A 13,572-nucleotide genomic window follows, 5' to 3' on the forward strand; every position below is an offset into this window, starting at 1 on the left:
TGTGCTTTGCCGTCATATATGACGATTTCCTAAAATCTCATCAATCACCGGCAGGATTTCCTCGAGTTTTTCATACGGGTGAATGTGGAAATACGTATCGCCCGTGAGCATCGCGGAAAGGTCCGTCTGCGAATGTCGGTAAAAAATATGACAGGGAATGCCAAAACGCTCGGCATACGCGAGCTCGTACCCGACACCGAGAGAAGGATTCGTGCATTCGGCAATCACCACATCCGCACGGCGCAGCCAGCCCGTGTCCTGCTCATAAATCAGCTGGTCGCGGCGGCCCTGCTCATGGGCATTGAGGTCGAGATTGCCGACATGCTCCGTGAGCACGGTATCCGTTTTCTGGATATAGGCGATGATTTTTTGATAAAGCGCGGCATCCGCGCGCCCGCCGCGGATACTGCCGGCAAAGTAAACATTTCGATTCATTTTTTAGCCACGTCCTTCTATAAATATGATAAGATAATACTTGGCAGTTAAGGCGTCAGGGAAAGGCGGCGGGAAGAAGATACTAACCAACGTTCCGCGCAGCAGGCTGAAGCTCCACTTATGGTTAGTATCTTCTTCCCACCTTACAATCTATCGTACTAAAAAACTTTGATACTAGTTAGTAAAAGCGAGGGGCAAAGCCCCAAAGCGTCCCCCTTCGAGGCGAAGAAGGAGAAAAGCCGGCAAAGAGGGGATGGCTGTTCAGCCGGCCACGTGGAGCGGGGAACAGCCATCCCCGCCTTGCCATCGCCAACTGTCCCTCATTTCCACGAATCCATCCCGCGAATTATATATATGAGTATAGGAGAGTATCGAATGAAAGTCATTAATTTCTACGGTGGTGCCGCCATCGGCAAGAGCACGATTGCCGCGGATATGTATTCCAAGCTCAAACGCATGGGCTACCGCACGGAGCTTGTCGGCGAATTTGCCAAGTGGCTCTGGTACCAGAATGCCACGGATATCGTCGAGGACCAGCTTTATCTTTTTGCCGAGCAGGCCCACCGCACGCGCACCCTTGCCAAATACAACGTCGACTTCGCCATCTGCGACTCGCCGCTGCCTTTAAACATCATCTACAACCGCGAGCCCTCCGACGCCTTCGATACCCTCGTCATGCAGGAGTTCAACCGCTACGACAACCTCAACTACCTTCTGCGCCGCAACGACGAATTCCTCGCCGTCGACGGCCGCCCCGAGACGGACCTGCCGCGCGCCAAAGAAAAAGACCAGCAGATCCTTTCCGTTCTCGAGAAATACAACGTACCGTATACCGTCATATCCCCGTGGGAGACAGATAGGGTCCTGCTGGACCTAAAAATCAAGAGGTAATTAATACCAACGCGTCATCGGCAGCTCGTTGTTGTTGCCCTTCGTCATGAGCACCTGATGAATGTCGATGTAGCCGATATAGAAGGCCGCCGCGCAGCCGCAGAGGTAGAGGTCCCACATGCGGACGAATTCTTCGCCCTTCCAGCCCGCGACTTTGTCGTGAACGGCGAGGAAGTTCTTGTACCAGCAGCGCAGCGTCTTGTAGTAATGGCGGCGCAGGCTCTCGACATCGAGCACGCGGAAGTCGGCGTCGTAGGCATGCGAAATGAGTTCACGCAGCGACGGCAGCGTGCCGCCCGGGAAGATGTACTTGCGGATCCACGGCTCCGAGACAACTTCGTCATGGCCCGTAATCGTGTGCAGCAGGAAAATGCCGCCTTCTTTCAGGAGATGGTTGGCCGTTTCCATGTACGTTGCGTAATTCGAGCGGCCGACATGCTCCATCATACCGACGCTGACAATGCGGTCGAATTTAAGCCCTTTGTCCTCAAGGTCGCGGTAGTCGATGAGCTCAATCGTCACGAGGTCCTCAAGACCTTCTGCCTTGATGCGTTCCTGACTCTTTTTCCACTGTTCCTTGCTCAGCGTGCAGCCATAGCCCTTGACGCCGTATTTCTTCGCGGCCTCAATGAGCAAGAAGCCCCAGCCGCAGCCGATATCGAGGAGCGTCATGCCCTGTTTCAGATAGAGTTTTTCGAGGATGTAGTCGACCTTGTTGCGCTGAGCCTGCTCAAGCGTGTCGTCGTCATGCTTGAAGTAAGCACAGGAATAACTCATCGTCGGGTCGAGCCAGAGTTTATAGAATTCATTGCCCAGGTCATAATGAGAGGAAACCTCTTTGGCCTGGTCTTTTTTCTTTTCCGACATATAGAGGATGCTGCACAGGCCCTTGCGGTCGAGCGAGAAGCGGTCGGCCTGTTCGAGGAACGTGCAGAGCATGTGGAAGAGGTCGCCCTTGATTTCAATATCGCCGCGCATATAGGCCTCGCCAAGCGCCAGCTCCGTCGACTCCAAGAGCTCCTTCTTCGGCACATCCTTGTGGATGACAACCGTGAACTCCGGCTCACCCTGACCAATCGTGTACGTCTCATCATGCATCTCGACATTGAAGCAGTGCTTGTCGAAATGCTCGAGATAATGCAGGAAAAAATTGTCCATCAACTTTTGAAAATGCATGGGAAAAACCCCTTTCTTCTACAATTCGAGGGGACCGCAAGTGAGCGAATGCCTCTCATTTTAGATACTTTACAAAACCCTTTCGACAGAATTTCCGCAAAACCCTCTTTTATCATGAAAAAAAGTTATCGTATCATAGAAAAATTTACAGCAGAACGGAGAAAAGAGGGAAGTATTTTTTCTGATAACATGGAAGTATATGAAAAATTAGAGGAGCTTCATGAAATCTTTATGCAGCTCTCAGATACATTCGTTTTCGCTTTATGTCAGATAAAGACTCTTAACGAAAACAAAGTGTAATTTAATGCCAACTCCAATGATAATGACAATAGTCTGCTGTAGAATTACAAGTAATAAAAGTTATTTATTACCGCGATTTATAAAAATGGAACGATTTTCAAGAAACAGGACAAGCGTGTCGTGGAGGACAAGCCCTGTACATCCTTCCAGATATAAATCACGCAAAATGTGTCTTTATCATGGAGGGGAAGCACGATGAATCATATTTACAAAGTCGTCTGGAGCAAAGTGCGCGGTTGCTACATTGTCGTATCCGAAATCGCAAAAAGTAACGGCAAAAGCCGCTCACTGAAAGCCGCCGTGCTCGGAGCCGTGTTTATGGGAACGGTGCTGATCACGGGAGCGGGGAGTTTGAATCCGGTCGAAGCAGCAACAGGATATACGGGACTTGGTGGTACGATAAATACGGATAACTCAATTGCTGTTGGTACTAATACAGCAGCTGGTAATACAGCAACGAGTACTCCGGCTGCTGCCATCGGTGAGAATGCTGAAGCAACAGGAAAATATTCGATTGCTATAGGTTTTGGCGTTCAGGAAAGCGAAGATAGTGTTACGAAAACCACGGCAAGTGGTGAAAGCGCCGTTTCTATTGGCACCGATACGAATGCAGCAAATCAGCATTCTATTGCGATTGGTTCTCATACATCTGCAACTGCTGATTCAACGGTATCCATTGGTTATGATACGCATGTATCAGCAGCTTCGGCAGTAGCTATTGGCAGTGGTTCAAAAGTCAATCGTGGCTACAGTATAGCTATCGGTCTTAGTGCCTTAGCTGGCGTTGAAGACAGTGATACAACAGCAGGAGAGTTGGATGGCAGTAAGGCGGTTGCTATCGGATGGGATGCACAGGCTACTAAGGAAAATAGCATTGCCATTGGTTGGTATGCACAGGCATCTGGTGCAAAAAATACTATAGCTCTAGGTGCAGCCAGCTATGCTGAGTCAGAAGGTTCTGTTGCTTTGGGATATGGCTCCAATGCCAGCAGAGCCGCAGGCAATACTCAGGATGGAACTGTACTTGATGCATATCGGAAACCATCGACGGTAACTAGTACAAGCAGTAATGCCAGCACTTGGATTTCAACATCTGGTGCTGTTTCTGTAGGCAATACCAGTGCAAAGAAGCCTATTACACGACAAATTACAGGCGTAGCAGCCGGTTCATCTGACACAGATGCTGTTAACGTCGCTCAGCTTAAAGCAGCAGGTACGACAGTTACTTCAAATGATAAATCCGTGGGGATTACGACTACGACGGATCCGACGGATTATCATACCAATTATGATTTGAGCATAGCTACATCAACTTTGTCCACGACTAATGGTACTGTGACAAATACGAATCCTACGACCGCCACCAAATCTTATGTCACGGGTGATAATGTAGCCAATGCTATCAATAATTCTGGCTTCAATCTGACAACGTCTAAGTCGGACGGCACGGTTTCTGGTACGAGCACGGAACTCATCAATCCGGGCGAGACTGTCACGCTTGATGCCGGCAAGAACATCGCTTTAACGCAAAATGGCAGCACGATTTCCATTGCTACGTCCGATGATATGACTTTGGGCAAGGCAAACAGCACGGACGGCTCTGGAAATACTGTAGCCGGCACAAATGGCAGACTCGCTGTTGACAATACGAATGGTTCCAGCGTTGTCATTGGCAAGGATGCTGTCTCGAAGACAAGCTCGACTTCGACGGTTGCACAGTCCGGCATTGGCGTCAATGGTACGGATGGTACGACAAATGGTGTTTCCATGTGGGCCGAGGGCAGCGGTACGAGCACGAAGGGCCATATTGGCCTGACTGGCTCGGACGGTGCTTTCACCGATATCTGGACCGACTATGGCACGAAAACGCTGAACAGCGATAAAAATACTACTGCGGATACAGCCAGCCGCCTTGTTTATACGGATACTAAGGGAAATCATGAAGTTGCTACGATGGATGATGGTTTGAAGTTTAAAGGTGATGATGCTACGGTTATCACGAAAAAGTTGAATGAGCAGTTAGAAATTGTCGGCGGAGCCACTGGTGATTTAACGGATAACAATATTGCCGTCAAGAGTACTTCTGATGGTAAATTGAAAGTCCAGTTGGCCAAGGACCTTACAGATTTGAACAGTGTGAGTGTTGGGAATACAACGATAAATACAAGTGGCCTGGCCATTACCAATGGTCCAAGCATAACTGCGTCCGGTGTTGACGCAGGCAGTAAAGTCATTAGTAATGTAGCAGATGGTGTCGCAAATAACGATGCTGTCAATGTTTCTCAGTTGAATGCCGTAAACAATAAGGCTAGTCAGCACTCTAGCGTGAAAGCTGGTTCGACCAATGTGACGGTATTAGAAGGAACGAATGCAGCTGGGGGTACAGAATACACGGTCGATTTGTCAAATAAAGTGACTTTGGGAACTGATGCCTCTAAGCAGGTATCCATCGATGGTACCAATGGTACTGTCACAGTCGGTCAGAATGGCACTCAGGTAAAATTGGATAGCACGGATGGCAGCGTGACAGCTGGCAGCGTAACCATCAATAAAGATGGCAAGGGCACGGTGAATGGCCTGACTAACAAAACTTGGAACAGCGATAGCTATACTTCGGGTCAGGCCGCAACAGAAGACCAGCTTCATCAGGTGGAACAGAATGCTAAATCCTATACGGATAGTCAAATTACCAATGTGAACAGCCGAATTAATCAGATTTCTCAGCAGCACACGACTGTTTCTGTAAATAATAACAGCACTTCCGGCAATCTAGTCCTGAACAAAACGAATGCGACGGATACCGCCGGTGCTAATTACGATATTTCCTTGAGCAATAATGTGACGATCGGCAGTGCGGGCACGAATGGTCAGAATGGTACTTTGACCGTGACCAGTGCAGACGGAACGAAATCCGTTAAGGCAGATGGAGAAAATGGTCAGCTGACTTTTAAGGATGGCTCCAACACGGCTTCGCTGAAAGCTGCGGCGGCTGCTGCGGGCGTGGATGGCACTTCTATTAATCGTGTCGCTGTGGATAATCATGCTGTTGCTACCTTGGCTGATGGTATGAAATTTGCCGGTGACACGGGCGCGGCCTTGACGCAGACGCTGAACAGCACGACAAATATCAAGGGCGGTGTTGCGGATACGTCGAACCTTTCCGATAATAATATCGGTGTGGTTTCTGACGGCAATGATACGCTGACGGTCAAACTGGCAAAAGACCTGCAGGGGCTGAACAGTGTTGATACGGCGACACTCAATGCCACGACGGTGAATGCTGCGGATGTCAATGCTGCAAATGTCAAGGCAACGACGGTTGCGGCTGATACGGTCAACGGCAGCACGTTCAACGCGGGCAATACGACCATCAATAGCAGCGGTCTGACAGTCAAGTCGGACGACGGCAGCCGTGCCCTCACGGTGCAGGATGGCAATGTCAGCATGGCGGGTAATCAGATTCACAATGTCGCAGCCGGCACAGCCGATGATGATGCCGTCAATGTCTCCCAGCTCAAGAAAATGGGCGGCGAAATCAGCAATGTCAGCCGCCGTGTCGACCGCGTCGGCGCCGGTGCCGCGGCTCTCGCTGCCCTGCATCCGCAGGATTTCGACCCCGATGACAAATGGGATTTCGCTGTGGGCTACGGCAATTACCGCGGCGCGAATGCTGCGGCGGTCGGCGCGTTCTATCAGCCGAACGAAGATACGACCTTGTCAATTGGCGGCACGGTCGGCGGCGGGGAGAACATGATCAACGCGGGCATCAGCTTTAAGTTTGGCCAGGGCAATCATGTGACGAACAGCCGTGTGGCGATGGCCAAGGAGATTCTCGCCCTTAAGGATTACGTCGAGAAGCAGGATGCCGAAATCCAGCAGCTCAAGGCCCTTGTCGGCAGTCAGTCGGGCGAGACGAAGAAGCGTTCGCTGTTGTTCCCGGATGTGCCGGAGAATCACTGGGCCTACACTTACGTCAAGAAACTGGCCGACCGCGGCCTGCTTGAGGGCTTCCCGGATGGCGAGTTCAAGGGCGACCGCCTGATGACGCGTTACGAATTTGCCGCGATTTTCGAGCGTGCCCTCGAAAACGGCGTTACCGCTGACGCGGACCTGCAGCACATGGCCGACGAATTCGACCCCGAGATTCGCGAACTCAGCCTGAACCGCTTCCGCGTCGACCGCGTAGCCGGCGACGATAACGACCGCCACAAGATTGAGCGTGTCCGCGTCAACGATCGCGATGAAGAAGTCCAGAAGAAGAATGGCGAAAAGGCCAAAATCTACCGCGACATCTACGGCGAGCAGATTGAAAAAGCAGCGGAAGCTGCCAAATAAGATTTTTCCTTCCTATTATATATGCTTATTAGGGACTGCCTGCGGGCAGTCTCTTTTTTTCAAATATTTTTCGCAGGAATCATAGGAAAAAATAAGAAATCATAGGCCGGTGTGATAAAAAGTATATCGCCGCGGCGCGATATGTGATAGTCTAAAACTATAAACGATAGAGAAAGGACGAGAGAAGTTTATGGAACGCAAGATGATAGTACGGAATGCCTATGCTCTGGTCGGGTATTTGGCGAAGGATTACGATGGCATGATGAAGAACGAAAGTCTGCTCGGACGTCTGGCTATCCGTTTTTTCTGGCAGCTCAGCGGCACGCGCTATCAATCGTTCATCCAGCAGACGTTTCAGGGGATCCCAAAGAATTTTGCGGGCAGGCTGCTTGAGGTGCCGGTCGGGACGGGAGTGCTTTCCCTGCCGCATTACTGTCAGATGAAGTCGTCGAAGATTGTCTGCCTCGATTATTCGGAAGAGATGCTCGCAAAGGCCAAGGCTGCGCCGCTGGCACGCAGGCTGCCGAACGTCCATTTTACGCGCGGCGATGTCGGGGACCTGCAGTATGAGGATGGCACGTTTGACTGCGTGCTGTCTTTAAACGGCCTGCATGCTTTTCCGGATAAGGACGCGGCGTTTGCCGAGACGCACCGCGTGCTTCGGGACGGCGGCACGTTTACGGGGTGCTGCTATGTCAAGGGCGAGAATAAGATTACGGATTTCTTTGTGCAGTCGTTCTGTGTGCCGTGCGGATTTTTTACGCCGCCTTTTGATACGGCGGAGAGCCTGGAAAAGAGACTGCGCGGGCTTTACTCTCATACGCGGATTACGAAGGCCGGGTCATTTGCGGGATTTATTTGCAAAAAATGAGGTAGAAAAATAAAGCGAGACTGTTTTTTACAGCCTCGCTTTTTTTCGTACGCTTTTTTTACGTTTATTTGATTGTGGTTTTGGGGAAGGTCAGGGTGAAGGTGGTGCCTTCTCCGAGCTGACTTGTTACTTCGATTTTGCCGCCGAAGAGTTCGACTAGGAATTTGACTAAGGAGAGTCCGATGCCGTTGCCGCCGGATTTTCTGGCGCGGGCTTTGTCGACGCGGTAGAAGCGGTCGAAGATGCGCGGCAGGTCGTCGGGGGCGATGCCGATGCCGTTGTCCTGGACGGTGATTTTGATGTTTTCGTCGTTTTCGCCGTCGGACTGACTTTTGACGAGGATTTTGCCGCCCTCTGGGGTGTATTTGATGGCGTTTTCAGTCAGGTTGTAGAGGATTTGGCTGAAAAGTTCGGGGGCTGCGGAGACGAACAGGGTTTCTGCGGATGGTTCAATCTGCAGGTTCTGTGACTTTTTCCCGGCTTTTTCCTGCAGCTGTCTGCCCGTATGTTCCAGCGTTTCGTTGACGTCAATGGGCACGCGCTTGACTTTGGTGCGGCCGTGATGGCTGTCGAGGCGCGCGAGCTCCAGGAGACCTTTCATCAGGCGGGTCATGCGCTGGGCCTCCTGGTAGATGATACTGATGAAGTGATGGCTGGCTTCGGGGTCTTTGAAGTCGTCGTCGAGCAGGGTCTCGGCAAAGCCGGAGATGGAAGTCAGGGGCGTGGCGAGTTCGTGTGCGGCGTTGCTGACAAATTCGGCCTGACGCTGGTTGATTTCCTGCAGCAGCGAGATGTCGTGGAAGACGGCGAGCACGAGTTCGTCGGAGCCGTCGCGGAACGGTGCGAGGAAGACTTGGAAAGTATGCTTTATATTGTTTTGACCGTCAAACTGCAGCGTAATGGTCTGAGACTTGTTTTCGCGGCAGACGACCTGTGCGGTCTCGGAGAGCTCGGCACTGCCGATGACGTGAATGCTGTGTCGGTGCAGTTCGTTGCCCTGCAGGTGGAAGGTCTCTTCGGCCTGACGGTTCGTGTTGACGATGAGGCCGCGTTCGTCGATGAGCATGATGGCGTTGTCGGTATTGTTGAGAATGAGGCTCATCTTATGGGCTTCGTCCTGCGATTCCTGAATTTTCCGCGAGAGGTTGGCCGTCAGGCGGTTGATGGTCTTGACGAGGGTGTCGAATTCGTCATCGCCGCTGCGCCAGCGCAGGCGTTTATGCAGATTGCCGCCCGCGATTTCCATGGCACCGAGGCTCAGACAGCGGATGGGCTGGACCTGACGATGGGCAAGCCAGATGGAGATGATGAGGGCGATGAGCAGGGCGAAGAACAGGGCCGAAAGGATGAAGTGAAAGCCCATGTTGTACGACTGTTCCATGGAAGCGAGCGAAGAAGAGGTGCGGATGATACCGATGAGCTGGCCGCTGCGGTAGACGGGAATTGCGGCGTACATGAAGTTTTCGTGCAGGGTGTCGCTTTTGCGGATGGCCATGCCGTAGTCGCTCGTCATGGCCTGCTGGACTTCCTCGCGGTCGAGGTGGTTGTCGAGGGCGCTGCTGGGCTCGGAAGTATCGCCGAGCACCGTGCCGTCGGCGTCGATGACGGTGATGCGCAGATTGGTCTTTTCATGGAGTTCACGCAGGATGGTGTCAAGGGCTGCCGTGTTGCGCGTGTAGAGAGTGTCTTCAAGTGAGGTCTCGACGATTTTGGCGTTAAGAATCAGGGCGTTCTTTTCCTGCTGCATCGTGTAGTCGCGGAAATAGTTCAGCAGGATGATGCCGAGAAGGGAGAGGGAGACGAGGACGATGAGCAGGAAGGATGAGACGAGACGGCGGGTAATTTTGGAATGAAACAAAGGATCAGCTCCTTTTTTAGTATATTTTTTCGTGTCATATGGACATTTGTACGCGATAACGGCTTTTTCTGTATCCGCGTTTGCTTTACAGATTCGACGGGCAGAAGGATTTTCCTGCTGTTTTTCGGAAATGTCTGTCATGAACATACATATTAGAGCGGTACTGCGGAAAGGTTGTGGTGTTATTATAATATAATGGTGTATATGTGTACACTTTATGTGGTTTCTTGACATATTTCTGAAATAGTCTTACACTATCCATGTGCCTTCTATCCACATAGGATGGACAGGCGATATTATCTTTCAGATTTTCTGGATGCAGGGGGAATTCCATGTCGGACCAAAATCATGGACGGCGTCCTTATAAGCCGAGGATGTCGCCTGCTAAGACGTATGAGGAAATCAATTCGTACGTCGTGTTCTGGGGCTTGTTTTTTTCGGTCATCTTTGCTTTGGCCGTGGGTTATCTCTGTCTGAAAATCGGCCAGACGGTCGATGCGTTTGCGCCGGTTTCGGTGCTGGCCATGGGCATGGCGGTGCTGTTTCACCGCAAAAATGCGTTTCCGGAGACGGTGCACATTCAGGCCATTGCAAGTGCCGGCACGAATATCATCGGCGGGGCGATGTTCATTCTGCCGGCCCTTTATATTCTGCACATCGAGGATGTCTCGTTTCTTGAAATGGTCATCCCGATTGTCCTTGGCGGCGTGCTCGGCGTCTTTCTCGCGACGGTGTTCCGCCGTTATTTCTGCGAGGAGATGGACGGCGTTTATCCGTTCCCGTCGGGCAGTGCGGCAGCCGAAGTCCTCGAGTCGGACGAAGGCTCGAAGGCACATTTGATGCTTTTGAGCGGTGCTGTGGCCATGGTCTACGATTTTGTGCTCAATTCGCTCGGCTGGTGGCAGGAACTTTTGACGACGACGACGTTCCAGTGGGGACAGGCTCTGGCCGATAAATACAAATTGGTTTTCAGTCTCGATAACGATGCGGCCCTTTTGGGCATCGGTTATTTCACGGGCCTTCGCTATGCGGCCATCATCGCGGCGGGTTCGTTTTTCTCGTGGCTTGTCTGCGTGCCGATTGCGTATTATCTCGGCGGCGACCATATGATGGTGGTCGATGGGACGTCGATGCTTCTCGCAGAGGCTCCTGTCGATGCGGTCTTCTCGCAGTATGTCCGCCATGTCGGCATCGGCATGCTTGCGATGTCGGGCATCATCGGCCTTTTGTCGATGTCGGGCGTCGTTGCGCGCGTGGTCAGACGTGCCGTTTCGGACCTCTTCACGAAGAGCTCGAAAAAAGCGGCGGGGCTGCTGCGCACGCAGCAGGACCTGCCGATGGTGCAGATTGTCTTTGGCAGCCTGCTCATGACGGTTTTGTTTGCCGTTTTTTTCCACATCATGTGCTCCGAAAGCCTGACGCAGACGATGATCGCCTTTGTCGTGGTCATGCTGTTTGCCCTGCTTTTGTCGGTCGTCGGCATCAGCTCGATTGCGTTCACGGGCAATGAGCCGGTTTCCGGCATGACGATTTTCATGATTATCGTTTCGGCGGTTGTCATGGGCAGCGCCGGCATGCATGGCAAGGCCGGCATCGTGGCCATCCTCATGATGGCAGCGTTCCTGTGCGCGACGCTCGCGGTTTCTGGCAATTTTATGTCGGAGCTCAAGGTCGCGTATCTCACGGGCGCGACGCCGAAGAAAATGCAGCAGTGGCAGCTCGTCTCGATTGTCCTCGCCGGTGTTGTGTCGGTCGGTGTCGTCTTCCTCCTGAATCACGCGTATGGCTTTACGGGGGATGGCGCTCTTGCCGCACCTCAGGCCAATGCGATGGCCGCCATTGTGGGCCCGATGATGGACGGCGGCAATGCGCCGTGGCCGCTTTACATGGCAGGTGCGTTCTTTGCCGTCATCCTCTGGATGATGAAGATTCCGCCGCTCGCCTTCGCCCTTGGCGCGTATCTGCCGATGGGCATCAATACGCCGGTGCTTGTCGGCGGCCTGATTTCGTATTTTGTCTCGCACAGCAGCAAGGATGAAAAAGTCAATGCCAAGCGCCTGAGCGAGGGCAATACGGTCGCTTCGGGCTTTGTTGCCGGCGGTGCTATTGGCAGCCTCATCAGTGCCGTGCTGCACATCGCCGGTATCGACTGGTTCGCCAAGGCCTGGGCCGCTTCGCCGGCCGCGACGTTCGCCGGACTCATCGCGTATTTTGTGCTCTGCATCTTCATCTACGCGATGGCGAAAAAAGCCGCCCGCGCCGACGCATAAGCTTTTGGATAAATAAAATTTCGAAGACGGATAAGCCAGTTCCTGAGGGTTTTTCATCAGGAACCGGCTTTTTGTGTTATACTGGAACATATTGTTCGCTTGGATTTTTTACAAATAAAATGGAAAGGGAAAGGGTGGTATTTTGGAACATTCACGCCGTGTGGGCATGACGGCGGCGCTCATGACCTATTTGATTTGGGGCGTACTGCCGCTTTACTGGAATCTTCTCGCGCGGGCTGATGCCAATGAGATTCTGGCGCACCGTATTATTTGGTCATTTTTCTTTATGCTGCTGGTGCTCGCTTTGACGAAGCGCTGGCAGGCGTTTAAGGCCGACTGCCGCGCGCTTTGGCAGAATAAAAGGCGCGGCGCGATTCTCTTGGCCGCGGCTTTTATCATCAGCATCAACTGGCTGACGTATATCTGGGCCGTCAATCACGATCATGTCATCGATACGAGCATCGGGTATTATATCAATCCGCTGATGAGCGTGCTGTTCGGTGTTATTTTCTTTCGTGAGCACATTGGTGGCATTAAGAAGTTCTGCATTCTGCTCGCGGCCATCGGTATTTTCCTGATGACGTATCAGCTCGGCTCGCTGCCGTGGGTCTCGGTGGTGCTGGCCGTGACGTTTTCGGTTTATGGGGCACTCAAGAAGCAGCTGCAGCTCAATCCGTTTTCGAGCATCACGCTCGAGACGCTTTTGATGCTGCCGTTTGCCCTGCCGTATATCGCAAGGCTCATGATGTCGCCGGAGAATCATTTTTCGCTGGCGACGCCGGATTTGGCGCTTTTCCTCATGGGGACGGGCGTGGTGACGGCGGTGCCTTTGGTGCTGTTTTCGTACGGGGCGAATTTGCTGCCTTTAAATGTACTCGGATTTTTCCAGTATATCAGTCCGACCATCGGGCTGCTGCTCGGAATTTTCTTTTTCCATGAGGAGTTCGGGCTGGCGCAGATCAGCGCGCTGGCATTTATTTGGGCCGCGCTGGCGCTGTTTACGGCGGCAGAGGGACTTGGCGGCAGGAAGTAAGGGCCCTCGAGAAGGGAAGGCGGGGAAGCGGGCTGGCGTCGCTGCGCGGCGGCCGGCTGCTAAACTTATTTTTTGCCTTTTAATTCAGCCTTGCAGGGAGCTAAACGCACTTCGTTTGGACGGACGCTCCTTCGCAAGGGTTCTGGCAGGCAAAAAATAAGTTCTTGACGCAGGCGGCCGAACGCTCCGCTCGTGCCAGCCCGCTTCCCCTTACTGCCAGCTTTGGGGTTACGGGCTTTTATGAGGCTGCCACTGGGGGCAGCCTCATAAAAGTAGTACGCAGTGTCTTGTTTCCAATTTGATAGAAAGTTGATGGAAAAGAAAGGGACTATATTATATGGAAGAAACCGATAAAATTACGTTGGAGTCTGTCATTCGGCTTAAAAAGATTGTGGCGCGGCTG

At 52.3% G+C, this 13,572-nt stretch carries 8 protein-coding genes; 5 read left to right on the forward strand and 3 right to left on the reverse strand.

Translation table 11 applies throughout. From position 1 onward, the window contains the following. Positions 1 to 12: 12 nt before the first annotated feature. Complete coding sequence (locus ACI4OH_RS06340) at positions 13 to 435, reverse strand: nucleoside 2-deoxyribosyltransferase (protein ID WP_435721043.1); 423 nt, start codon at positions 433 to 435, stop codon at positions 13 to 15. Between the two features lie 375 nt (positions 436 to 810). Here ACI4OH_RS06340 and ACI4OH_RS06345 point away from each other — a divergent pair, with 375 nt between their 5' ends. After that, entirely contained in the window at positions 811 to 1,326 is a 516-nt protein-coding gene (locus tag ACI4OH_RS06345) for an AAA family ATPase (RefSeq protein WP_439784413.1), read from the forward strand. Here the strand turns inward: ACI4OH_RS06345 and ACI4OH_RS06350 are convergent, their stop codons facing one another. Then, entirely contained in the window at positions 1,327 to 2,502 is a 1,176-nt protein-coding gene (locus tag ACI4OH_RS06350; protein ID WP_439784414.1) for a class I SAM-dependent methyltransferase, read from the reverse strand. A 495-nt stretch (positions 2,503 to 2,997) separates the two neighbouring features. Between ACI4OH_RS06350 and ACI4OH_RS06355 the strand changes: the two genes are divergently transcribed. Further along, entirely contained in the window at positions 2,998 to 7,137 is a 4,140-nt protein-coding gene (locus ACI4OH_RS06355) for an ESPR-type extended signal peptide-containing protein (RefSeq protein WP_439784415.1), read from the forward strand. A gap of 190 nt (positions 7,138 to 7,327) precedes the next feature. Further along, a complete protein-coding gene (locus tag ACI4OH_RS06360; protein WP_435721050.1) occupies positions 7,328 to 8,008 on the forward strand; it encodes a class I SAM-dependent methyltransferase in 681 nt (226 codons plus the stop codon). A 64-nt stretch (positions 8,009 to 8,072) separates the two neighbouring features. Here the strand turns inward: ACI4OH_RS06360 and ACI4OH_RS06365 are convergent, their stop codons facing one another. Further along, positions 8,073 to 9,866: a HAMP domain-containing sensor histidine kinase gene (locus ACI4OH_RS06365; protein WP_439784416.1), complete on the reverse strand. Its 1,794-nt coding sequence runs from the start codon at positions 9,864 to 9,866 to the stop codon at positions 8,073 to 8,075. A gap of 332 nt (positions 9,867 to 10,198) precedes the next feature. Between ACI4OH_RS06365 and ACI4OH_RS06370 the strand changes: the two genes are divergently transcribed. Next, a complete protein-coding gene (locus ACI4OH_RS06370; protein WP_439784417.1) occupies positions 10,199 to 12,136 on the forward strand; it encodes an OPT family oligopeptide transporter in 1,938 nt (645 codons plus the stop codon). Between the two features lie 142 nt (positions 12,137 to 12,278). Further along, positions 12,279 to 13,169, forward strand: a complete 891-nt coding sequence (gene rarD / locus ACI4OH_RS06375) for an EamA family transporter RarD (protein ID WP_439784418.1) — start codon at positions 12,279 to 12,281, stop codon at positions 13,167 to 13,169. Positions 13,170 to 13,572 lie beyond the last annotated feature (403 nt).

This window comes from Mitsuokella apri (assembly GCF_051886055.1).
Lineage (GTDB): Bacteria > Bacillota > Negativicutes > Selenomonadales > Selenomonadaceae > Mitsuokella.